The sequence below is a fragment of the Saccharopolyspora shandongensis genome (assembly GCF_900106995.1).
GTDB lineage: Bacteria > Actinomycetota > Actinomycetes > Mycobacteriales > Pseudonocardiaceae > Saccharopolyspora > Saccharopolyspora shandongensis.
Map to the genome: position 1 here is coordinate 24,732 of NZ_FNOK01000062.1, position 22,055 is coordinate 46,786.

Sequence of the window (22,055 nt, forward strand, 5' to 3'; positions counted from 1 at the left end):
ATGCCCGCGACACCGATTCCGCGCGCCCGCGAGCGTGCCGGGGCGTCATGGCACCCCGGCACGCTCGCGGCATTTGATCTGCGGAATCGGTGACTCGCGGATCACCGGCCATCCTTTATACCGGCCGGGACCGACAACCGCCGCGAAATCAGCCTGCCAGCTCCGGGAGTTCGGCGCGGCGGGCGGCGATGTCCGCCGGGTTCCAGCCCGGCCGGGGCACCGAATCCTTGAGCAGCTGCACGTACGGATGCTCCGGTGCGCGCAGGACGTCGCGGGTGGTGCCGCTTTCGACGAGGCGGCCCCGCAGCAGCACCGCGATCGTGTCGGTGACCTCGTTGACGACGGCCAGGTCGTGGCTGATGAACAGCTGGGCCGTGCCGGTCTCGCGCCGGAGTTCGGCCAGCAGCCGCAGGATCTGCGCCTGCACCGAAACGTCCAGCGCGGACACCGCTTCGTCGAGGATCAGCAGCTTCGGCCGCACCGCGACGGCCCGCGCGATCGCCACGCGTTGCCGCTGGCCGCCGCTGAGTTCCCGCGGCAGCGCATGCCTCTTCGCCGCGTCCAGGCCGACCTGGTCGAGCAGCTCGCCGACCCGGGCTTGCCGCGCGGCCCGATCCGACCAGCCGTGCAGGCGGAGCACCGCGTCGAGGCAGCGGCCGATGGGGACCGCCGGGTCGAGCGAGAGGTACGGGTCCTGGAACACCAGCTGGATCGCCTTCGCCCTGGCCAGCCGCGCCCGGCCGGTGCGCGGCCGGGTGGCGACCGGCGCGCCGTCCAAGGTGATCTCGCCGCCGTCGGGTCGTTCCAGGCCGGCCAGGATGCGGGCGATCGTGCTCTTGCCGGAACCGGATTCGCCCACCAGGCCTAGCGAACCGCCATCGGGCACGGTCAGCGACACGTCGTGGACCGCGCGGGTCTGGCCGAACGACTTGCGCAGGCCGGTCACTTCGAGCGTCATGCGTCGACTCCGTCCTCGTCCAGCACCGGAACAGCGGCGAGCAGCTCCGCGGCGTAGGCGGATTTGGGCGCGGCGAACAGCTCGCGCGCGCCCTGCTCCTCGACCACCTCGCCGGAGCGCAGGACCACCACGCGATCGCAGAACGCCGCCGCCAGCGGCAGGTCGTGCGTGATGAAGAGGATCCCGAGCCCTCGATCGGCGCGTGCCCGGCTCAGGATCCCGATGATCTCGGCCTGCGTGGTGACGTCCAGGGCGCTGGTCGCCTCGTCCGCGATCAGCAGCTCCGGCTCCGGCGCGAGGGCCGCGGCGATGACCAGCCGCTGCAGCATGCCGCCGGAGAACTCGTGGGGATACCGCGCGAGCATGGCCTGGGGTTCCCGCAGCCCGCACTCGCGCATCAGGCCCACCACCCGGTCGTCGGCATCCTGTTGGGGCCAGCCGAGATTCGTGCGCAGCTGCTCGGTCAGGAAGTGCCCGACCGGGCGCACCGGGTTGAACGCCGCCCGCGGTTCCTGCTGCACCACGCCGACCTTGCGGGTCCGCAGCTCCCGCAGCTCCGCCGGGGACATGCCCAGCACGTCCCGACCGTCCACTGTGATCTGTCCGGATACCGCGGCCGAAGCCGGTAGCGCGCCGGCGATGCTCATCGCGGCGGTGGACTTGCCGGAACCGGACTCGCCGACCAGCCCGACCACCTCGCCCGCCTCGACGCGCAGGTCGATGCCGCGCAGGATCGGCCTGCCGGGGAAACCCACGGTCAGATCTCGGAGTTCTGCCAGGCTCATGACTGGTCCGCCTCTCCGCGATTCACAGTGGTGGTTGCGTTCAGCCCGATCTCCCGTTGCGTGGTTTCTCGTGGCTGGTTTGCGTCACGGTCCCCTGGGGTGCGGTTGAGGAGGGCTGGGGTTGGCACAGGGCTACTCATGACTGGTCCACCCTGCCGAGCCGGTCGGCGATCCGCACGCCGACGATGTTGAACGCCACCACCGCGATCGCGATCATCGCGCCGGGCACCAGCGTCGGGGCCATCGCGCCTTCGAGCATCGCGAACTGGCCCTCGGCGACCATCAGGCCCCAGTCCGACGACGGCGGCTGCGAGCCGAAGCCGAGGTAGCTCAGGCTCGCCAGCGCCATCAGCACATCGCCGAAGAGCACCACCGCGTAGCCGAGCACGATCGGCATCACCCGGGGCAGCAACCGGGTCAGGCAGATCGCCGCGCCGCCCATGCCCTGCACCCGGTAGGCCTCGATGTACGGGCGCTGCCGCTCGGCCCGCGCGGCGCTGCGGGTGATCTTGGCGACGGCGGGGAAATACGCCAGGCCCAGGGCCAGCACCGACGCCGCGACACCGGTGCCGAGCACCGCGATGGTCAGCACCGCGAACAGCAGGCCGGGGAAGGCGATCAGCGCATCGGTCGCGCGGGCGACCACCGCGTCCAGCCAGCCGCCGCGCCACGCCGCGACGACGCCCAGCACCGGGCCGAGGAGCAGCGCGATGGCCAGGACACCCAGCGGCGCGATCAGGCTGGTGCGGGCGCCATGCAGGATGCGGGACAGGATGTCGCGGCCGAGCTGGTCGGTGCCCAGCAGGTGCTCGATGCCCGGCGGGGCGAGGATCGAGTCGAAATCGGTGGCCGTCGGGTCGTAGGGCGCGATCAGCGGCGCGGCCAGCGCGGCCAGCCCGAGGACCGCGAGAACGCCCGCGGCGCCCCAGAACAGCGGGCCGTTGCGCCGTCGCCCGGACGCGACCGCGGCGTCGGCGACGAGTGATCCGGACAGTGTCATGCCGCCGCTCCTGCCTGTCGTGGGACACCCGCGCGCCGGGCCCGGCGCAGCCGCGGATCGGCGACGTGCTGCACCAGCTCGGTCAGCCCGGTCGTCACCACGTACGCCAGCACCATGCACAGCAGAACCGCCTGCGTGACCGGGAAGTCCTTCGTGTTGATGGCGTTGACCAGCAGCGATCCCACGCCGCTGAGCCCGAACACGGACTCCACCACCACCGTGCCCGCCAGCAGGCTCGCGGTGATCATGCCCGCCATCGTGGCGATCGGGCCGACCGCGTTGCGCAGCACGTGCCGGCCGATCACCAGCCGCTCCGGGATGCCGCGGGTGCGGGCGACCCGGACGTGGTCCTGCACCAGGATGTCCACCATGGACTGCCGGGTGACCCGGGTGATGGTCGCCAGCGACACCACCGCCAAGGAGACGGCCGGCAGCGTCAGGTGGTGCAGCCTGCCGAGCACGCCCTCGCCGGCGCCGGTCACCGGGAACCAGGCCAGCCCGACGCCGAACGCGGCGATCAGCCCGACGGCCGCGACGAACGGCGGGATCCCGGCCAGCATGGCCGTCGTCGCCGACACCACCGAGTCCAGCGGCCCGCGGCGCACCGCCGACAGCGAGCCGAGCAGCACGCCGATCGCGATGGTCAGCACCGCCGCGTACAGCGCCAGCCACACCGTGGTCTCCAGCCGGGTGGCGATCAGGAAGCCGACGTCCTGCCCGTAGACGAACGACCGGCCGAGGTCGCCGCGCACGACGCCGCCGAGCCACAGCACGTACTGCACCAGGAACGGCTGGTCCAGGTGGTATTCCGCGCGGATCGCGGCCAGCGTCTCCTCGCTGGCGTTCTCCGCGCCGCCGGCCAGCACCGTCGCCGGGTCACCGGGCGCCAGGTACATCGCGGCGAAGATCAGGAACGACGCGACCAGCAGCGTGATCACCACCTGGCCGAGCCAACGCATCAGCGCGATCAAGACCGCCTCCCGAGATCGGCCGCCCACGGATAGGTCAGGTAGGCGCTGGAGACCGGCGCGCCGGTGAGCCGGTTGCTCATCGCCAGCGTCGTCGGGGCCATCACCAGCGGGATGGACAGCATGTGTCCGAGGTACTCGTCCTGCAGCCGGATGACCTGCCGGGCGCGCTGCAGGTCATCGTAGGTGGCGGCGGCCGAGGCGAAGGTGCTCTCGTACTGCTCGTCGCGGAAGTCCAGGTAGTTGTTGACGCTGTCGGGCAGCACGTTGTCGTACATGCCCAGCCCGTCGGGCTTGGACAGGTACCAGTCGTTGACGATCAGGTCGACGCCGGCCCGCGCCTCCGGCGAGGCGAACAGCTCCGAGAACTGGGCGGGCGGCACGGTGCGGATCTCCACCGGCAGCCCCAGCTTCAGCCCGGCGTCGCGGACGCCGTTGGCCAGCACGTTGCCCACGGCGGTGCCGTCGTTGGCCACCACGATCGGCTCCGCCGGCGGCCCCGCCTCCCGCACCAGGTCGCGGGCCCGCGCCAGGTCCTGCTCGCCGGGGCGGATCGGGACGTCGCGGATCTGCTGGTAGGCCTGCTCGAACAGCTCCTTGCCGGTGCCGAACGTGCCCGCGCCGACCGGCAGCTTCCACGGTTCGGCGGCGCCGCGGAACGCAGCCTCGGCCATGCCCTGGCGGTCCAGCGACAGCGACAGCGCGGTGCGCAGCCGGACGTCCGCCATCGGCCCGCGGTCGGTCGGGATGAGCTGCCACGCCGACGTGGTGAGTCCGAAGTGGAGGGACAGTTCCGGGCTGGTGCTCAGCGCCGGCGCCATGCTCGGGTCGTCGAGGTAGGCGCCGTCGGCGGCGCCGGTCCGCAGGCTGTTGACCGCCGCCCACTCGTCGCCCCAGACGAACCGGATGCTCTCGGTCAGCGGCCGGAGCTCGGGGTTCCAGTAGTCCGGGAACCGCTTGATGGTCAGGCTCGCCCCGGCGTCCCAGCGGTCCAGGTAGTACGGGCCGCTGCACGCGTCGGGCCGGCCGGGGCTGCCGAAGTCCTGGCCGAGCCGGTTCACCACCTCGGCGTTGAGGACGATCCCGGCGTCGCCGGCCATCCGGTACTTGAACTGCGCGTCCGGTTCTTCCAGCCGCACGGTCACTTCCATCGGGCCGGTGACGTCGATGGACTCGACGTTGCCGAACTCGTCGGATTCGTCGTTGCCGTCCTCGGCGTGCCGCCGCAGGCTGAACGCGACGTCCTCGGCGGTGACCGCGCTGCCGTCGTGGAACCGGACCCCGTCGCGGACCCGGTAGACGAACGTCGTCGGGTCCGGCATCGCCGGTTCCTCGACCAGCCACGGGCGGACGGTGAGGTCCGGTTGCAGCTGGTAGAGGCGGTCGCAGAGGTTGGCCACCACGGTGTCCTCGGTGGTGGCGCCGTGGTAGTCGGTGTCGAGGGTGAGCGGCTCGGAGTCCAGGAACCAGGTGATATCGCCGGCCGGCGCGACCGCCGGCGGCGTGTTCGGCACCAGCTGGACCGCGCCGAGCTGCGCGGAACTGCCGCAGCCGGCCAGCAACCCGACGGAGAGCAAGGCGAGGCATCTTCGCATCAGCCGTCACCGCCCGGTCCGTCGTAGAGGTTCCACGGCAGCAGCTGGTACTCCTCGGTGCACGGGTTGCCCGCGGCCACGTAGTACTCGCCCGCGGTGAGGTCGATGCAGTTGTGCAGCACGGTCGACCACTGGCGGATCTCGTCGGTGCGCTCGTCGGGGTGGGTGCACACCGATTCCGGGTAGCCGAAGTGATCGGAGAAGGCGTCCTTGATCGCCTTGCGCCCGGCATCGCCGCCGGACGCGGTGCGCGCCTGGCGCAGCCCGGTGCGGATGCGGGGCACGCGGTACAGGGAGTCCACCGGCCGGGGCCGGTAGTCGGCGGCCAGCTGCGGCGGGATGAAGGCCTGGTAGTGGTTGCCGTGCACCAGGATCCCGTCCTCGGGGTACACCCAGCCGTGCGCCTTGGGCGTCGTCTCGACGTCGATGGCGAAGTCGTCGCGGTGCGTCAGCAGCGAGGCGGGTGTCGACGACCTCCGCGCGAGGGTGCAGGAGCGCCTCGACGGGCTGTCCCGCGCGGAGCAGAAGGTGGCGCGCTACCTGCTGAACATGCCGCAGGAACAGCTGGTCTTCGCCACCGCCGAAGAACTCGGCCAGCACACCGGCACCAGCGACGCGACGGTGGTCCGCACCGCGCGCAAGCTCGGCTACAGCGGGCTGCCGGAGCTCAAGCGCGAAGCCGGGCGGGCGCTGGTGACCACGGTGGCGCCGGCGACCCGCCTGGAGCAGCGGCTGGCCAGCATCGGCCCGGACCTGGAGCGGGCGATGGCCACGGTGTTCACCGAGGCCCGCGATGAGCTGGAGAACACCCTGGCCGCGCTGAAGCTCGAAGACGTGCGGACGGCGGTGAGCCTGCTGTCCCACGCGCGCGAGGTGATGGCATTCGGTGTCGGCGGCTCGGAACTCGGCGCGCGGCACCTGGCGCTGCGGCTGAACCGGCTCGGGCGGCGGGCCCGGTTCGTCGGCAGCACCGGCTTCCGGCTCGCCGACGACCTGCTGCTGCTGGGCCGCGACGACGTCGTCGTGATCTACCTGCCGGGGCGCGCCCTGCCGGAGCTGGAGGTGCTGCTCGACCACGCCCAGGTGGTCGGCGCGCGCCGGATCCTGATCTCGGAACGCCGCCTGGCCAAGCAGTTCGCCCCGCAACTGGACGTGGCGCTCTACGCGGCGGGCGGAGCGGGCCGGGTCGCGGCGGAATCGACCTCGGCGCTGACCCTGACGGACCTCCTCGTCCACGGGGTGGCGACCCTCCACGAAACCCAAGCCGTGGAAACCCGGAACACCCTGACGTCCCTCCGAGAACGCCTGCTGCGCAAATGACCTCGCGAGTGGCTGAGGCTGCGGGCATGGGGACGTGCGTACTTTGTGCTGCTATAGAGGCTGTTTCCGAACTTGCTCTGCGTGGCGGTGCGGGTGGCGGCCCCCCTGCGGGAATTACGGTCGCCTTCTCGCTGTGGGATCCCCGACATCATGAATGACCAATTCACCACGTCGGGGCTGTCCTCGCGAGAAGACACCTGAGAACCCGCGGCGGTGCGAGTTGCGAGCGTGGGCTAAGCGGCTGCGCCGCTTCAAAGACAAACCTCGCGCTACCACACGTCACCCCACGACATCCAAAACAGCTGCTATGGCAACACAAAGTACGCACGGCTCGACGGTCACTCACGAAGCGCGTCAGCGGAGGCCGAGGCGGCGGCGGATCACCAGCAGGCTGAGGAGGCTCGCTGCTGCCGCGAACATCAGGTAGAAGCTCGGGGCCAGGCTGGTGCCGGTGAGGCCGATCAGCCACGTGCTGATGAACGGCGTGAACCCGCCGAACACGCTGACCCCGATGTTGTAGCCGATGGACATGCCGGTCGCCCGGGTCTCGGTGGGGAACAGCTCGGACATCAGGGCCGGCAGCGCCCCGAAGTAGCAGGCCTTCAGCAGCCCGATCAGCAGCATCATGCCGACCATCACGCCGAATCCGGGGAACGCCACCAGCGTCGCGAAGATCGGGTAGATCAGCAGCAGGATCAGCGCGGCGAACACGCCCATCAGCTTCACCCGGCCGATCTTGTCCGACAGGTGCCCGGCCAGCGGTGTCACCACGGTCAGCACGATGCCGGTGGCCAGGGTGGCCGCGAAGCTGGTCGACGCGGGCAGGCCGAGCTGCTTGATCGCGTATGTCGGCATGTAGGTGATCGTGTAGTTGAGCACCGTGGAGACCAGCAGCGCGCCGACCACCAGCAGGATCCGGGCCTTCTGGGTGCGCAACACGGTGCGCACCGGCGAGTGCGGCTCGGCGGTCTGCGTCGCGGTGAATTCCGGTGCCTCGTCGACGAACCGCCGGATGTAGTAGCCCACCGGGCCGACCAGCAGGCCGACCGCGAACGGGATCCGCCAGCCCCACGACTCCAGCTGCTCCGGGCTCAGCGTGGTGGTCAGCAGCACGCCCATCCCGGCCGACACCAGCGTGCTCAGGCCCTGGCTGGCGAACTGCCAGCTGGCCACGAATCCGCGCCGGCCCGGCATGTGCTCGACCATGAAGGCGGTGGCGCTGCCGAACTCGCCGCCCGCCGAGAAGCCCTGGATCAGCCGTGCCAGCAGGATGCCGATCGGCGCGACCAGGCCGACCGTCTCGTACGAGGGCATCAGGCAGATGATCGCGGTGCCCAGCACCATCAGCCGGATCGACAGCGTCAGCGACGCCTTGCGCCCGGCGCGGTCGGCGTAGGCGCCGAGCACCACCGCGCCGATCGGCCGGATCAGGAACGAGACGCCGAAGGTGCCCAGCGTCAGCAGCAGCGACACCGTCTCGTCCTGCGCCGGGAAGAACACCTTCGACAGGACCGTCGCGAAGATCGCGTAGACCGCGATGTCGTACCACTCGAGGGCGTTGCCGATCGAGGCGGCCGCGATCACCCGGAACGGTTTGTGCGACGTCGCCGCCGCGGTAGAAGTGGCCATCACGGTCTCCAGGTCTTCAGGCAGGAGCGCGATTTCGCGTGAAATCGGCGATATCCGTGCGGGGCGATGGGCGATTTCGCGCGAAATCGCCGCAGCCGCGGGGGATCAGTGGCGGAGGTCGCCGAGGTCCCAGAACAGGCCGGCCATGATCGCCAGCGACTCGCGTGCGACGGTGCCCAGCAGGTGCTCGTTCGGCGCGTGTTGCGCGCAGGCGGGATAGGAGTGCGGGACCCAGATCGTGGGCAGCCCGAGCACGTCGGCGAAGGCATCGTTGGGCAGGGTGCCGCCCAGGTTCGGCAACAGCGCCGGCTTGACGTCGGTGGTGCGCCGCAGCGACTCCAGCGCCCAGCGGACCCATTCGTCCTCCGGGTCCAGCCGGGTGGCGGCGACGCTGCTGGTGACCTCCACGTCGATCATCGGGAAACCGTGGTCGTCGAGGTGCGCGCGCACGATCCGCTCGACGTCCTGCCAGTCGGTGCCGACGACGAACCGGAGCTGGCAGTGCGCCTCGGCGGTGCCGGGGATGGCGTTGACCGGCGCCTGCGGGGTGCCCGCGGTGAACGCCAGCACCTCCAGGGTGTTCCAGCCGAATACACGTTCGCTCGGCGTCAGCCCCGGCTCGCCCCAGTCGGCGTCGATCGCGGGGGAGCCCGGGCCGCCGTCGACCGTGATGTCGGCCAACGCGGCCCGCACCGATGCCGGGATCGGTGCGGGCCGCAGGCCCTCCACCCGCACGGCCCCCCGGGGGGCGATCATGCTGGCCAGCGCGTTGGCCAGGATGCTGGCGGGGTTGCTCAGCAAGCCGCCCCAGTTGCCGGAGTGGTAGGCGCTGTCGCGCAGGTTCGCGCGCAGCGAGAAGTTGACGGCGCCGCGCGAACCGAGGAACAGCGTCGGCCGCTGCGCCGAGAGCCGGCAGCCGTCCGAGGCGATGAGCAGGTCGGCGGCGAGATCGTCGGCGAGGTCCGCGCAGACCTCGCTCAGACCCGGCGATCCGGTCTCCTCGCCCATGTCGAGCAGGATCTTGAGGTTGAAGCCGAGCCTGCCGCCGCGTGCTTCGAGCACCTGCTCCAGCGCGGCGAGGTTGATGGTGTGCTGGCCCTTGTTGTCGGCGGTGCCGCGGCCGTACCAGCGGTCGCCCTCGACCGTGATCCGCCACGGGTCCAGCCCGTCGCGCCACTGCGCGTCGTGCCCCAGCACGACGTCGCCGTGACCGTAGGTGAGCAGCGTGGGCAGGGCGTCGTCCTCGTGCCGGTGGGCGATCAGGAACGGACCGCCGCCGGGCACCGGGTTGTCGACGATGCGCGCGGTGCAGCCGAGCCGTTCGACGGCGGGCGCGATCTCGTCGGCGAGGTACTGCCGCAGCACGTCGGCGCGCTGCGGGTCCTGGCTCTCGGTGTGGAAAGCGACCCGCCGCGCGAGGTCCGAGCGGAACGCGCCGGAGTCGTAGTACTGCGTCGCCCGTTCGACCGCCACTTCCCGGCTCACCGCGATGTCCTCCCGCATTCGCTTGCGCACCAAGGGTTTTCCGCGCCGGATGCGCGCCCTGGATTCGCAAGACTCAACCACGCGGAACGCCGCATGACCAGCAGCAAAAAGACAAGGCAGCGTTGCCGGATCGGCAACGGCCGCGCCGGGCGTGGCGTAGCGTGAGGTGGTGCGAAGCGCGACTGTGATCGGTGCCGGGATCGGCGGGCTGGCTGCGGCCGTCGGCCTGCACCGGACCGGCTGGCGGGTGGTGGTGGTCGAGCAGGCCGCCGAGATCGGCGCGATCGGGGCGGGAATCACGCTGTGGCCCAACGCATTGCGCGCATTGGAGGCGCTCGGGTTCGGCGAGCGGGTCCGGGAGCTGGGGAAGCCGCAGGAGTCCGCCGGGATGCGCTCCAGCGACGGCCGGTGGCTCAGCAGGCTGGACGGCGCGGAGATCGAGCGGGAGCTCGGCAGGCCGATGCTGGGCGTGCACCGAGCCCAGCTGCACCGGATGCTGCTGGACGAGCTCCCCGCGGACTGCCTGCACACCGGGGCCCGAGTGACCGCAGTCGGCCGGGACGGTGCGGTGCCGGGCCTCGACCTGCCGCCCGCCGATCTCGTCGTCGGTGCCGACGGCATCAACAGCCAGGTCCGCGCGCAGTACTGGCCGGACGCGCCGCGCCCCCGCTACACCGGCTTCGCCGCGTGGCGCGCCATCTGCGAGCGCCGGGACCTGACCGAGATCGGTGTGAGCTGGGGGAGGGGCCGGGAGTTCGGCATCGTGCCGTTGGTGGACGGCCGGATGTACTGGTACGTCGCGATGCCAGCACCGGAAGGTGCCCGCAACCCCGATGAGCGAGCGTTCCTCCGGGCGCAGTTCGAGTCCTGGCACCCGCCGATCCCGGAGCTGATCGACGCCACCCCGGCGGAAGCGGTGCTGCGCAACGACATCCGGCACCTGGGCGGCCGGCTGCGGTCGTACGCGAACGGGAACGTGGCGCTGCTCGGCGACGCCGCGCACGCCATGACCCCGCACCTCGGCCAAGGCGGCTGCCAGGCGCTCGAAGACGCCGTCGTGCTGGTCGCCGCCTGCGCGCGGTTCGACGACGTGGCCGAGGCCCTGACGCACTACGACGCCGAGCGCCGTCCCCGCACCCAGCAGATCGCGCGGGCCTCGTACTGGGCCGGGCGTTTCGGCCCGTTCCTGGCGAATCCGGTCGCGGTCGCGCTGCGCGACACCGCCGCGCGGCTCGCCCCGAGCAGCGCGGCGATCAAGACGTTCATGCGGGTCAGCGGCTGGACCCCGCCGCGGATCGAGGTGCTGGGCGGCTGACGGTCAGGAGCTCTCCGCGAGGCGCTGGGCCCGCTCCAGCAGATCGCCCTTCTTGATCTTCCCGGTCGCGGTCATCGGCAGCTCCGGCACCAGCACGAAGCGCGGCACCTTGTACGAGGCCATGTTCTCCCGCGCCCACCCGGTCAGCGCCTCCGCGGTCAGCCCGGTTCCCGGGGCCGGTTGGACGTAGGCCAGCGGCAGCTGGCCCTTGGCGCGGTGCGGCATCGGCACCACCGCCACGCCCAGCACTTCCGGGTGGCGGGCCAGCAGCGCCTCGACCTCCGACGGGAAGACGCTCATGCCGCTGACCTTGATCATCTCCTTGTTGCGGCCGAGGAAGTGCAGGCAGCCGTCCTCGTCGACCATCCCGACGTCGCCGGTGCGCAGCCAGCCGTCGCGCAGCGCCTCGGCGCTGGCCTCCGGGCGGTTCCAGTAGCCGGTGAGCAGGGAGGGCGTGCGGATCGCGATCGCGCCGCGGTCGCCGATCGGCACCGGCTCGCCGCTTTCGGCATCGACGACCATGAATTCGGTGCCGGGCACCGGAAGCCCGCAGAACACCGGCTCCGAGCGCAGGTCCCGGTCGTCGTCGGAGAAGCCGTAGGTGATGGTGTCGGCAGTGTGCGTCTCGGTCATGCCGTAGGACGCCTCGCGCAGCACGCTGTGCTCGCCGACCGCCGCCGCCCAGCGCCGCCGCAGGTCGGGCGTCAGCTTGCGGACGAACGACATCGACCGCGCGTTGTCCAAACTGGACAGATCGTGGGCGGCGAAGCCGGGGTGCTCCATCAGCTCGACGTAGTTGTCCACGGTGCCGATCATGTCGGTCACGCGGTAGCGCTCGACGGCGTCGAGCACGGCGGTGGCGTCCCACCGGGCGAGCAGCACGACCGTGCCGCCGTGCACGAGCGGGACGAGGATCCCCATGTCTTCCCCGGCGATCCAGAAGATCGGCACGTAGCAGAGGTAGACGTCGGGTTCGGCGGTCCGTCGCGGCGGTCGCGCGGCGCCGGCGGTCACCGCGGTGTAGAGCATGTGCCGCTGCGTGTGCTCGCAGCCCTTCGGCAGCCCGGTCGTGCCGCCGGTGTAGTTCAGCGCGGCCAGCGCGTCCAGGTCCACCTCGCGTCGCTCGGCGCGCGGGCTGGCGCCGATCTGCGACCACTGGCTGCCCGTCGCGTCGGTGCGCAGCGCCTCCGGCAGCGGCAGCACGGGCTCGGCGGGCAGCAGGTCGGCGGGCGAGGTCGCCAGCACCTCGCGCAGCGGTGTCTCCGCCCGGATCTGCTCCACCAGCGGCACGAGGTCGGTGCTCGCTACGAGCACCTCGACGCCGGCGTCGGTGAGCTCGTAGCGGAGTTCGTGCTGCTGGAACATCGGGTTCACGGGCACGTGCACCGCGCCGAGCTTGAGGATGCCCATCATCGCGATCACGAACTGCGGGCAGTTCGGCAGCAGCACGCCCACCCGGTCGCCCGCGCGCACGCCCGCGCCGTCCAGCCAGCCCGCGAACCGGTCGGACGCCTCGTCCAGCTCGGCGTAGGTGATCTCACGGCCGTAGAAGACGATCGCGGGGCGCTGCGGCTCGTGCCGGGCCCAGTGCCGCAGGTGGTCGGTCACCGGCACCTCGCCGAGCGGGTAGGTCACGTCGCGGGGCACGTCCCGCGGCCAGCTGCGCTGCTGTCGAGCTCGGAGATCCGCCAGGTAGCTGACCACGTCCATCTCGGCTCCCGCCACTCGCCCGAAACATACCGACTAGTCGGTTGACGGTGCTCAGCGTCGTGCCGAACCGGCCGCATGTCAACAGTCCGCCGCGCCCCGGCCGGCGCCGTCCCGCGCGGCGGGTGCGGTAGCGTCCCGGCCATGTCCCGCGGCCGCCCGGCTTTCGCCCGATGAACCAGCTCCGGTACTTCCTGGAGGTGGCTCGCACCGGATCGATCCGGGAGGCTTCCGAGCGGCTGCACGTGGCGACCTCGGCGATCAGCCGCCAGGTGGCGAAGCTGGAGAACGAGGCGGGCATGCCGCTGTTCGAGCGGCAGCCGCGCGGCATGGTGCTCACCGAGGCCGGCGAGATGCTGGCCGCCTACGCGCGGCGGCGGATGCGCGAGGAGGAGCAGGTCCTCGCCGAGATGCGCGAGCTGCACCAGTCGCACCGGAGCACGGTGAAGGTCGTCAGCTCGGAGGGCTTCGCCCAGGACTTCCTGCCGGAGGCGATGGCCTCCTTCCGCGTGGAGCACCCCGGCGTCCGGTTCCGGCTGCACGTCACCACCCCGGCCGCGGCGACCCGGGAGGTCGGCGAGGGCACCGCGGACGTCGCGGTCACCTTCAGCACGGCGCCGGAGAAGGGCGTGCGCGTCGAGCACTCCGAGCGCCACGACATCCGGGCCCTGGTCCGCGCCGATCACCCGCTGGCCGATCGCTCGGAAGCCGCGCTGGCCGACCTGCTGCCGTATCCGCTGGCGCTGATGGAGGAGGGCACCACGCTGCGGCAGCTGTTCGACATCTGCTGCAGCATGGAGGGCCTGGAGTTCGACCCGGTCTTCGTCAGCAACCACACGATCGCCCTGCACAGCTTCGCGCGGCTCTCCGGCAGCGTGACCCTCACCGGGCGGCTGAGCGTGCGCCGCCGCCTCGACGCGGAGGGCCTGGTGGCGATCCCGCTGACGAACCCGGAGCTGCTGCAGCGCAACCTCCAGATCCAGACGATGGCCCAGCGCCGGCTCCCGGCCCCGGTCCGGCTCTTCGTCGACCACCTGATCGCCACCATCCGCGACGGCGGCTGACGGCCGGTCGTTCGCCGCGGTCCTCCTCGACGTTCGGGGGGAATGTGCCCGAAACCCTTGACACTGGGGGAAGATCGCTCCGACCCTGTTGATCGGTCGACGAATTTTAGAGCGAAATTCTAGGGTTGCGGCTCGGGCCGAGCCGGATGTGGGGGTAGGCCGACAGCCGGTCGCGGAAGGGCGGAGCAATGGGGCTCTCGTACGTTCGTGAACTCTCGGAGTATCCGACCGGATCCCGCCGGATGCGCATCCTGTCCATGGCGGTGCTGGCCAGCCTCATCGGCTCCTACGAGGGGCAGATCGTCCCCGTGGTGCCGTTGCTGCTGGAAGACCTGCACATGAGCCTGATCACCTACGGCTCGGTGTCGGCCCTGGCGCTGATCGCCGGGGCGATCGCGGCGATGATCGGCGGGCGGCTCACCGACCAGTTCGGCCGGGTGCGGGTGCTGGTCCCGCTGATGCTGCTGACCGCGCTGATGTGCTTCGCGATGACGCTCGTCAGCACGCCCGGCGAACTGCTCGTCGCCCGCGCCTTCCTGTCCATGCTCGACGGCGTGGTGATGGCCGCGACCGCGCCGCTGGTGCGGGACTTCTCGCCGCGGATGGGCCGGGCGCAGGCCTTCGGCTTCTGGACCTGGGGGCCGGTGGGCGCGAACTTCCTGGCCGCCGTGATCGCCGGATTCACGCTGCCGCTGTTCGACAACTCGTGGCGCTCGCAGTTCGTCATCATGGGTGTGGTCTCGCTGGTCATCTCGCTGGTGATCGCGTTCAACATCGCCGATCTGTCGCCGCAGCTGCGGGCGCAGATCCAGCAGACCGAGAAGCGCGCGCTGGCCGCGGCCGACACCGACCGGCCGGTGCGGATGCGGGACCTGTTCGGCCACACCACGATGTGGGCGCACGTCGTCGGCATCTCGGTGTGGCTGGTGCTCTACTTGACGCTGTCGCTGTTCGGGCAGACGATGCTGGCGCAGAGCTTCGGGCTCAGCGCGGCCTCGGCATCGGCCGTGATGAGCGGGTTCTGGGTGCTCAACCTCGGCACGCTGATCGCCGTCGGCCGGCTCTCCGACCGGTTGCAGCTGCGCAAGCCGATCACCGCCGTGGGCACCGTCGTCGCGGTGGTGATGACCGGCTACCTCGTGGTGCTCATGGGCGGCGACACGATCTCCATCGGGCAGCTGCTGGTCACCGGGGCGCTGCTGGGCGCGGGCATGGGCGCCGCGTACGCGCCGTGGATGGCGAACTACTCGGAGAACACCGAGGACATCGATCCGCGGCTGCAGGGCAGTGCGTGGGGCGTGTTCTCGTTCCTGACCAGGGTGATGGCGGTGCTGGTGCTGTTCCTGATGCCGCGCGTCGTGGCCGCCACCAGCTGGTCGGCGTGGCTGTCGATCGCATTGGTCTGCATGGTGCTGTTCCTGCCGGTGATGTTGCTGTTCCGTGGGCCGTGGCGGCGTCCACAGGCCCGCGAGGACGTCGCGCCCGGCGTCGAGAAAGCCGAGAGGTGAGCAGATGACCGACCTTTCCCAGGACGCGGTGGACCGCGTCGACCTGGCCGGCCTCGGCCGCGTCGACATCGACGACGTGCTGGCCTACCTGCACCGCGACCTGAAACGACTACCCGGCTACCTGGACCTCTACCGCCGCTACCTGCGGCAGCGCTGGGACGTCTACGAGCTCGACTTCACCCGCGACACGGCGGACTGGACCGAGCGGATGACCGAGGTCGAGCGGGAGGCGTTCGTCGCGATCTCCTCGGGATTCCACCACGGCGAGCGGCAGGTCGAGGTGGAGCTGCCGGTGTTCATGCTGGGCGGCAGCGAGGAATCGAAGATCTACATGTCCAGCCAGATCGAGGACGAGGCCCGCCACACGGTGTTCTTCGACCGCTTCTACCGCGAGGTGGTCGGGCTGCCCGGCGAGTCGATCCAGGACGTGCTGGACGCGTCCTTCCACCACGTGGCCGAAACGTTCGTCGGGCCGTTCGGGCTGCTCGCCTACCAGGCCGATGAGCTGCGCGCGGACCCGGAGAACCCGGCGCTGCGGGTGCGCTACGGCACCAACTACTTCCTGTGGATCGAGGGCGTGCTGGCGCTGTCGGTCATGAAGATCACCCTGACCTACTGCCGCAACAGGGGTTTCCTGCCCGGCTACTACGCGGGGTTCACGGCCACCTGCCGCGACGAGGCCCGCCACGTGCAGGCCGGGATGCGGTTCCTGCGCGACTCGGTGCGCGAGGATCCCCGCCTGCTGCTGGAGATCCACGAAACGCTGCGCACCATCCTGGCGATCAACGGCGCGACGAGCCGCCGGGTGGCGCTGGAGTCGCTGGGCTGGTCGCCGGAGGACGTGCGGCGGCTGATGATCCGCCAGCTGAACATGAAGCTCTCCGACGTCGGCATCGGCCTGGCGCCGGACATCGAGCGGATGATCGACAATATCGAGCCCGAACTGGCGGGAGGATGAGCATGCGGCTGTTCAGTCCACAGTGGGCGGATGCGGCGCGCGAGGTGGTCGACCGCGGGCCGGACGAGGCGATCCGGGCGACGAAGCTCGAGAGCTACTGGGAGTGGATCGACCGGGCGCGCGGGTCGTACTCGTCGTCCTGGTCGCTCGGCCTCGCGGAAACGGGGCAGTACCTGCGGCTGCAGTGGGCCGACGGCGACTGCGTCGAGGCGTCGATCCGCGACGAGCCGGACGCGGACTACGTGCTGACCGCCGACGCCGCCGCCTGGCGGGATATCACCACCGGCGAGGACGCCGGGCGGCTGCTGATGTACCGCCGGATGAGGCTGGTGCACGGCGACGTCCTGCTGTTCTTCCGCGGCATCTACTTCGTGGTGGAGTCCATCGCGGCGATCGGCCGGATCCCCGCCTCGCTGCCGCCGGAGGCGGCGCCCGCCGGGTGAGGTGAACGGACTGTCCGTTCCGTGTGTTGGGGTGAACGGTCCGTTTGCTTCGTGTGTTGAGGTGAACGGTCCGTTTGCTTCGTGTGTTGAGGTGAACGGTCCGTTCGCTCCGCATCCGCTTCCGTTCAGCTGGCGGCGTTAGGTCCGCAGGGCGACCTGAACAGCTCTCCGATGCGGTGGAGGACGTCGGACCGGGCGGTCCGGCGCTCGACCCAGCGGCTCAAGGAGCTCCGGATCTGATCCCGCCGCGCTCATCCCGCTGCCGAAATTGTCCATTGTGGATATACGGTCGCTAGGTGCGGGAACGCAGGCGGCGGAGCATGCGCGCGTCGGCGAAGCCGACCGCGTGCGCCGCGGCCTCCGCCGTCGCGCCCCGGCTGAGCAGGTGCTCGGCGCGCTCCGCGCGGAGCACCTGCTGGTAGCGCAGGGGCGTCAGCCCCGTTGCGCGCACGAAGGAGCGGGTCAGGGTGCGCTCGCTACAGCCCGCGGCGGCGGCGAGCGCGGCGAGCGGGAGCGACTCGGCGAAGCGGGCGTCGATGAGGTCCTGGACGCGGTGCACCGCGTCGTTGAGGTGCGAGCGGTGCCGAAGCATCGCGCTGGCCTGCTGATCGTCGCCGTTGCGACGGGCGTAGACGACCATGCCGCGCGCGACCCGCGCCGCCGCGCCGGGGCCGTGCCTGGTCGCGACCAGGTGCAGCGCCAGGTCGATGCCGCTGGCGATCCCGGCGGAGGTGATGACCCGGTCGTCCTCGACGAACAGCACGTCGCGCACCACGCTCGCCGCCGGATACCGGCGAGCGAGCTCGTCCTGCAGGTCGTGGTGCGTCGTGCAGCGGCGCCCCCGCAGGAGACCGGCCTGCCCCAAGGCGTCCGCGCCCGAGCACACGCTGGCCACCGTCCCGCCGGCGGCGTGGTGCGCGCGCAGCCGCTCGGCGGACGCGGCGTGCAGCTTCGGCCAACGCGGCGGATCGGCCACGCGCGAACCGGGGACGAGCACGAGGTCGTCCCTGGTCAGCGCGGGCCAGCTGGTGTCGGCGTGCAGCGGCAAGCCCTGCGCGCTCACCACCTCGTCGCCCTGCGCGACGTACGACAGTTGGTAGCGGTGCCCGAGGCCTGCGGCGGTGGAGAACGCCTGCGCGGGCCCGGCCAGGTCCAGCAGGTGCAGTCCCGGCAGCAGCAAGAACACAACGCGGCTCACGATCCGGTCATCCTACCCAATCCGCGCCACCACCCGGAGCCACCGAACCACCACGAGGGCGCACATCCCGATTTTGCCTAAAATTGGACATCCAACCCGGCCGGGTCCGGCTCCCGATTTTGCCTAAAATTGGACACCGTCCCCGGGCCGGGTTTCCGATTTTGCCTAAAATTGGGCGTTCTCGAATGCCTCCGCAGGCGGGTTCGCCGTCATCCCTGGGTGCCGGTGAGTTCCGCGACGGTGCGGACCGTCGCGAAGCGGCCCGCCAGGGCGTACTCGGTGCGGGCGATGATGTCCTCGGAGTGCAGGGTCCGCGGGTCCGCCAGGAGCTCCTCGATCGTCTGGTCCGCCGGGGCGTCCCGGTGCGCGATCGGGTTCGTCGCCGTCGCGTCGGTGACGAACGTGACGTCGTAGCCGAGGTCCGAGGCGACACGCGTCGTCGTCTCGCAGCACTGCTCCGTGCGGATCCCGGACACCGACAGCTCCCGGATTCCGCGCTGCGTGAGGGTCTGGTGCAGGTTCGTGGTGGTGAACGCGTTGTGCGCGGTCTTGGTCAGCAGCGGTTCACCGTCCGCCGGGGCGAGCCCGTCCTGCAGCCGGACGTGGCCGTTGACCGGGTCGAACACGTTGCCGGTGCCCGGTTCGCTGTGCAGGACCCAGACGACCAGGTCGCCTTCGGCGCGGGCCAGCGCCACCAGCTGGTTGACCTGCTCGACGATGCCGGGGTTGGAGATGACCCGCCACAACGGGCGCTGCCGGAAGGACTCTTGGACGTCGACGACGAGGAGTGCTTTGTTCACGCTTGAGGAGTCTGGTCGTCCGCGCGCCCGGGCGGGAGGCACGATCGCGCCGCACACCGGAACGATCTGGTCACCGCGATCGCTGCGCGGGCTCGTCGGTGCGCGCGGGTTCCGGTGCCGACGCCTGCTGTTCGGGGGCACGGCTGCGCACCGCCGCCGCGATCACCCCGAGCGCCGCGATCGCGGTCATGGTCAGCAGCGCCATCCGGTAGCCGAGCACGAGCTGGTCGACGGCCTGCCCGGACACCCCGGAGATCGTCCCGGCGAACACGTCGGCCCGCAGCTCCACCGGCAGCGGGCCGGTGATCAACGCCAGCGCCAGCGCGGTGCTGACCATCACCCCGATGTTCTGCGCGGTCAGCCGCATCGCGTTGCCGATGCCGACCCGGTTGCGGGGCAGGCCGTTCATCACCGCGGTGGCGTTGGCGGGCATGAACAGCCCCGATCCGGTGCCGAGCAGCACGAGCCCGACGGCGATCGGTCCATAGGGGACGGTGGGGGAGACGGAGATCGCCAGCACCACCAGGCCGACGGCGGTCAGCACGCCGCCGGTGATCGCGATCGCGCGCGTGGACATCCGCCCCTGCAGCAGGCCGGATCCGGTCGAGGCGATCATGGTGGTCAACGGCAGCAGCAGGACCTTCAGCCCGGCCGCCACCGGGTCGTCGCCCTGCACCGCCTGGTAGAACAGCGCGATCAGCAGCAGCACGGCCATCCGCGCGATGGTGTTGAGCAGGCCCGCGGCGAGCCCGAACGAATAGCCGGGATCGCGGAACAGGCCGATGTCCACGGCGGGATTGCGGCGCCGCCGCTCGACGGCCAGGAACACCGGCGCGAGCACGACAGACAGCGCGAACGAGCCGAGCACCAGCGGATCGGTGAGGCCGCGCTCGCCGATCTGCGAGAGCCCGAGCAGGAAGCTGCCCAGGCAGAGCAGGATCAGGATGTTGCCTGGCGCGTCGACGCCGCGTTCGCCGGTCCGGCCCTTGTCGGGGCGCAGCACCATCGCGCCCCAGAGCAGGCACAGCAGGCCCATCGGGACGTTGCTCCAGAACACCCACTCCCAGCCGAACCGGTGGCTGAGGAAGCCGCCCAGCGTCGGGCCGAGCAGCTGCGCCACGGAGAACGACGCGATGTAGATGCCCATGCCGCGGCCGAGGTGCTGGCGAGGGAAGGCGGTGGTCAGCAGCGCGGCGCTGTTGGCGAGCAGCATCGTGCCGCCGGCGGCCTGCACGACGCGCAGGCCGACCACGGTCCAGGCGGTCGGCGCGAAGCCCAGCGCGAGGCTCGCGGCGGTGTAGACGGCCAGCCCGGCCAGGTACATGGTGCGGCGGCCGAACAGGTCGGCCAGCCGGCCGAAGAAGACCATCAGCGTGGTCGTGGCGAGCATGAACGACAGCAGCATCCAGCTCGCGGCGGTCGAACTGGCCTGGAAGTGCCGGGAAACCTCGGGCAGCGCCACGTTGAGCGAGCTGGTGCCCAGCCCGGTCAGCACGCTGGCGATGCTGACCACGGACAACACGCGCCACGCGTAGCGCAGCTGATCGTCCACGGCCGGGCCTCCTCCTCGAACGGGCAATACTAGAACCGTATTCTCATCTGGGTCCGCCGAGGAAGCGTCCATCTGTGCAAAAGGCATTGACAGTGGTGGGAATCACTCGCAGTGTTTCTAGAAGACGGCTCCAAAAACCGGCTTCCGGGAGGACGCATGGGCGGCATCGTTGACGGGCGGATCGTCATCGTGACCGGCGCGGCGCGCGGCATCGGCCGCGGCCACGCCCTGGAGTTCGCGAGGCAGGGCGCGAAGGTCGTGGTGAACGACATCGGCGCGGAGGTCGACGGCACCGGCTCCTCCACCGGGCCGGCCGGCGAGGTCGTCGACGAGATCCGCGCGGCCGGCGGCGAGGCCATCGCCAACGGCGACGACGTCGCCGACTTCGAGGGCGCCAAGCGGCTCGTCGAGTCGACCGTCGAGCACTACGGCGACCTGAACGTGCTGGTCAACAACGCGGGCATCCTCCGCGACCGGATGCTGTTCAACATGACCGAGCAGGAGTGGGACGCGGTGATCCGCGTGCACCTGAAGGGCACGTTCGCCCCGCTGCGGCACGCCGCGGCGTACTGGCGCGCCAAGGCCAAGGCGGGCGAGGAGGTGGACGCCCGGGTGATCAACACGACCTCGTCCTCCGGCATCTACGGCAACCCGGGCCAGGGCAACTACGGCGCGGCGAAGGCGGGCATCGCCGGGCTGACCGTCATCGCGGCCCGCGAGATGGAGCGCTACGGCATCGCGGTCAACGCCATCGCCCCGGCCGCGCTGACCCGCATGACCGACGGCCTGGGGCGCCAGGTCCGGGCGCAGGAAGGCCGGTTCGACGTTGCGAACGCGGACAACATCGCGCCGCTGGTGGTGTGGCTGGCGGGCGAGAAGGCCAAGGGCATCACCGGCCGGGTGTTCAACGTGCGCGGCGGTTCGATCAGCGTCGCGGAGGGCTGGATCGCCGGGCCGGGCGTCGACAAGGGCGAGCGCTGGGACCCGGCCGAGCTCGACGACGTGATTCCGGGCCTGGTGGCGGAGGCGCGGGAGAACGCGCTGACCAACGGCAAGGTCCCGAGCGAGGGGTGAGCTGGCGGCTGCCCGACCCCGGTCCCGTCCCGCCGGGCTGGGTCCGGGTCGACTGCCACCTGCACACTGTGCACTCCGGCGACGCGGTGTCCACAGTGGAGCAAATTGCGCAGCGGGTGGCGGCGGAGCGGATCGACGTGGTGTGCGTGACGGACCACCACAGCCTCGACGGCGCGTGGGAGGCCGTGGCACGCGACATCGGCGCGCGGGTCGTGGTCGGGGAGGAGATCCGCACCCGCGCGGGCGAGGTGATCGGCCTGTTCCTGACCGAGCGAATCCCGTACGTCCTGCCGCTACCCGAGGTGGCGCGCCGAATTCGCGATCAGCGGGGCGTGATCTACGCGCCGCATCCGCTGGACCCGAACCGGACCAGCCTCGGTGCCGAGGGCCTGCGAGAACTCCACGAACACGGTGCACTCGATGTGGTGGAGGTCTGCAACGCCAAGATCAGCGACCCGGATCACAACGAGGCGGCGGCAGATTTCGCGGCCCGCTGCGGAATCCCGGCAGCGGCGGGATCGGACGCCCACGACCCACCGGGAATCGGAGCGGCCTATCTCCACATGCCGGACTTCGACGGCCCCACTGACTTCCTGGAAAAGCTCCCGGAAGCCCGGATCTGGGGCGAGTACCGAGACCACGTCGGCTGGCAGCCGGGACGGAGTTCGTGAGTGAAAAATCCGGTTCTTACCAGCA

Annotated in this window: 20 protein-coding genes; 8 read left to right on the top strand and 12 right to left on the bottom strand. The window is 71.0% G+C overall.

The annotated features are described in order from the left end of the window. Positions 1-148: 148 nt before the first annotated feature. From BLW84_RS38970 to BLW84_RS38995, 6 genes are all read right to left on the bottom strand, one after another. The gene (locus BLW84_RS38970) at positions 149-958 is read right to left on the bottom strand and encodes an ABC transporter ATP-binding protein (RefSeq protein ID WP_093276377.1); all 810 of its coding nucleotides are present in this window, start codon (positions 956-958) and stop codon (positions 149-151) included. Then, positions 955-1,743 (bottom strand): ABC transporter ATP-binding protein, encoded by a 789-nt coding sequence (locus tag BLW84_RS38975; protein WP_093276380.1) that lies wholly within the window; start codon positions 1,741-1,743, stop codon positions 955-957. The genes BLW84_RS38970 and BLW84_RS38975 overlap by 4 nt, the downstream gene beginning before the upstream one ends. A 136-nt stretch (positions 1,744-1,879) precedes the next feature. Then, a complete protein-coding gene (locus BLW84_RS38980) occupies positions 1,880-2,743 on the bottom strand; it encodes an ABC transporter permease (RefSeq protein WP_093276383.1) in 864 nt (287 codons plus the stop codon). Then, positions 2,740-3,714, bottom strand: coding sequence for an ABC transporter permease (locus tag BLW84_RS38985; RefSeq protein ID WP_218157644.1), 975 nt, complete (start codon positions 3,712-3,714; stop codon positions 2,740-2,742). The genes BLW84_RS38980 and BLW84_RS38985 overlap by 4 nt, the downstream gene beginning before the upstream one ends. Next, entirely contained in the window at positions 3,711-5,306 is a 1,596-nt protein-coding gene (locus BLW84_RS38990) for an ABC transporter substrate-binding protein (protein WP_093276385.1), read from the bottom strand. Before BLW84_RS38990 ends, BLW84_RS38985 begins: the two co-directional genes overlap by 4 nt. Further along, on the bottom strand, positions 5,306-5,698 hold the full coding sequence (locus tag BLW84_RS38995; RefSeq protein ID WP_093276388.1) for a C45 family peptidase: 393 nt from the start codon (positions 5,696-5,698) through the stop codon (positions 5,306-5,308). The genes BLW84_RS38990 and BLW84_RS38995 overlap by 1 nt, the downstream gene beginning before the upstream one ends. 34 nt (positions 5,699-5,732) lie before the next feature. Here BLW84_RS38995 and BLW84_RS39000 point away from each other — a divergent pair, with 34 nt between their 5' ends. Then, complete coding sequence (locus BLW84_RS39000) at positions 5,733-6,626, top strand: MurR/RpiR family transcriptional regulator (protein WP_143061261.1); 894 nt, start codon at positions 5,733-5,735, stop codon at positions 6,624-6,626. A gap of 354 nt (positions 6,627-6,980) precedes the next feature. On the opposite strand, the gene BLW84_RS39005 is transcribed toward BLW84_RS39000, so the two are convergent. Both BLW84_RS39005 and BLW84_RS39010 read right to left on the bottom strand, forming a co-directional pair. Beyond that, positions 6,981-8,255: an MFS transporter gene (locus tag BLW84_RS39005; RefSeq protein ID WP_093276393.1), complete on the bottom strand. Its 1,275-nt coding sequence runs from the start codon at positions 8,253-8,255 to the stop codon at positions 6,981-6,983. A 105-nt stretch (positions 8,256-8,360) separates the two neighbouring features. Further along, positions 8,361-9,770: a M20 family metallopeptidase gene (locus BLW84_RS39010; protein ID WP_342743218.1), complete on the bottom strand. Its 1,410-nt coding sequence runs from the start codon at positions 9,768-9,770 to the stop codon at positions 8,361-8,363. 139 nt (positions 9,771-9,909) lie between these two features. Between BLW84_RS39010 and BLW84_RS39015 the strand changes: the two genes are divergently transcribed. Beyond that, entirely contained in the window at positions 9,910-11,055 is a 1,146-nt protein-coding gene (locus BLW84_RS39015) for an FAD-dependent monooxygenase (protein ID WP_245761690.1), read from the top strand. Positions 11,056-11,058: 3 nt separating this feature from the next. Here BLW84_RS39015 and BLW84_RS39020 read toward each other — a convergent pair whose 3' ends face one another. Further along, positions 11,059-12,780 (bottom strand): AMP-binding protein, encoded by a 1,722-nt coding sequence (locus tag BLW84_RS39020; RefSeq protein ID WP_245761691.1) that lies wholly within the window; start codon positions 12,778-12,780, stop codon positions 11,059-11,061. Positions 12,781-12,935: 155 nt separating this feature from the next. Between BLW84_RS39020 and BLW84_RS39025 the strand changes: the two genes are divergently transcribed. The 4 genes from BLW84_RS39025 to BLW84_RS39040 all read left to right on the top strand — a co-directional run bounded on the left by BLW84_RS39025 (position 12,936) and on the right by BLW84_RS39040 (position 16,735). Next, complete coding sequence (locus BLW84_RS39025) at positions 12,936-13,826, top strand: LysR family transcriptional regulator (protein ID WP_093276400.1); 891 nt, start codon at positions 12,936-12,938, stop codon at positions 13,824-13,826. Between the two features lie 242 nt (positions 13,827-14,068). Then, the gene (locus BLW84_RS39030) at positions 14,069-15,334 is read left to right on the top strand and encodes an MFS transporter (RefSeq protein ID WP_177226939.1); all 1,266 of its coding nucleotides are present in this window, start codon (positions 14,069-14,071) and stop codon (positions 15,332-15,334) included. A 4-nt stretch (positions 15,335-15,338) separates the two neighbouring features. Beyond that, a complete protein-coding gene (locus tag BLW84_RS39035) occupies positions 15,339-16,292 on the top strand; it encodes a ribonucleotide-diphosphate reductase subunit beta (RefSeq protein ID WP_218157645.1) in 954 nt (317 codons plus the stop codon). A gap of 2 nt (positions 16,293-16,294) precedes the next feature. Continuing rightward, positions 16,295-16,735, top strand: coding sequence for a hypothetical protein (locus BLW84_RS39040; protein ID WP_093276406.1), 441 nt, complete (start codon positions 16,295-16,297; stop codon positions 16,733-16,735). 292 nt (positions 16,736-17,027) lie between these two features. Here BLW84_RS39040 and BLW84_RS39045 read toward each other — a convergent pair whose 3' ends face one another. The 3 genes from BLW84_RS39045 to BLW84_RS39055 form a co-directional block, all read right to left on the bottom strand. Next, entirely contained in the window at positions 17,028-17,933 is a 906-nt protein-coding gene (locus BLW84_RS39045) for a GlxA family transcriptional regulator (protein ID WP_093276409.1), read from the bottom strand. Positions 17,934-18,142: 209 nt separating this feature from the next. Further along, on the bottom strand, positions 18,143-18,733 hold the full coding sequence (locus tag BLW84_RS39050; protein WP_093276412.1) for an isochorismatase family protein: 591 nt from the start codon (positions 18,731-18,733) through the stop codon (positions 18,143-18,145). 70 nt (positions 18,734-18,803) lie between these two features. Beyond that, the gene (locus BLW84_RS39055; protein WP_218157646.1) at positions 18,804-20,285 is read right to left on the bottom strand and encodes an MFS transporter; all 1,482 of its coding nucleotides are present in this window, start codon (positions 20,283-20,285) and stop codon (positions 18,804-18,806) included. Positions 20,286-20,441: 156 nt separating this feature from the next. Here BLW84_RS39055 and BLW84_RS39060 point away from each other — a divergent pair, with 156 nt between their 5' ends. Next, entirely contained in the window at positions 20,442-21,359 is a 918-nt protein-coding gene (locus tag BLW84_RS39060) for an SDR family oxidoreductase (protein ID WP_093276417.1), read from the top strand. Then, positions 21,356-22,030, top strand: coding sequence for a PHP domain-containing protein (locus tag BLW84_RS39065; RefSeq protein WP_177226940.1), 675 nt, complete (start codon positions 21,356-21,358; stop codon positions 22,028-22,030). The genes BLW84_RS39060 and BLW84_RS39065 overlap by 4 nt, the downstream gene beginning before the upstream one ends. Positions 22,031-22,055 lie beyond the last annotated feature (25 nt).

Excerpts from the sequence above, each read along its gene's own strand:
- BLW84_RS39040 (WP_093276406.1), top strand. The coding sequence starts at position 16,295 with ATGCGGCTGTTCAGTCCACAGTGGGCGGATGCGGCGCGCGAGGTGGTC.
- BLW84_RS38970 (WP_093276377.1), bottom strand. The coding sequence starts at position 958 with ATGACGCTCGAAGTGACCGGCCTGCGCAAGTCGTTCGGCCAGACCCGC.
- BLW84_RS39005 (WP_093276393.1), bottom strand. The coding sequence starts at position 8,255 with ATGGCCACTTCTACCGCGGCGGCGACGTCGCACAAACCGTTCCGGGTG.
- BLW84_RS39025 (WP_093276400.1), top strand. The coding sequence starts at position 12,936 with ATGAACCAGCTCCGGTACTTCCTGGAGGTGGCTCGCACCGGATCGATC.
- BLW84_RS39000 (WP_143061261.1), top strand. The coding sequence starts at position 5,733 with ATGGCGAAGTCGTCGCGGTGCGTCAGCAGCGAGGCGGGTGTCGACGAC.
- BLW84_RS38975 (WP_093276380.1), bottom strand. The coding sequence starts at position 1,743 with ATGAGCCTGGCAGAACTCCGAGATCTGACCGTGGGTTTCCCCGGCAGG.
- BLW84_RS38980 (WP_093276383.1), bottom strand. The coding sequence starts at position 2,743 with ATGACACTGTCCGGATCACTCGTCGCCGACGCCGCGGTCGCGTCCGGG.
- BLW84_RS39035 (WP_218157645.1), top strand. The coding sequence starts at position 15,339 with ATGACCGACCTTTCCCAGGACGCGGTGGACCGCGTCGACCTGGCCGGC.
- BLW84_RS39060 (WP_093276417.1), top strand. The coding sequence starts at position 20,442 with ATGGGCGGCATCGTTGACGGGCGGATCGTCATCGTGACCGGCGCGGCG.
- BLW84_RS39030 (WP_177226939.1), top strand. The coding sequence starts at position 14,069 with ATGCGCATCCTGTCCATGGCGGTGCTGGCCAGCCTCATCGGCTCCTAC.
- BLW84_RS38990 (WP_093276385.1), bottom strand. The coding sequence starts at position 5,306 with ATGCGAAGATGCCTCGCCTTGCTCTCCGTCGGGTTGCTGGCCGGCTGC.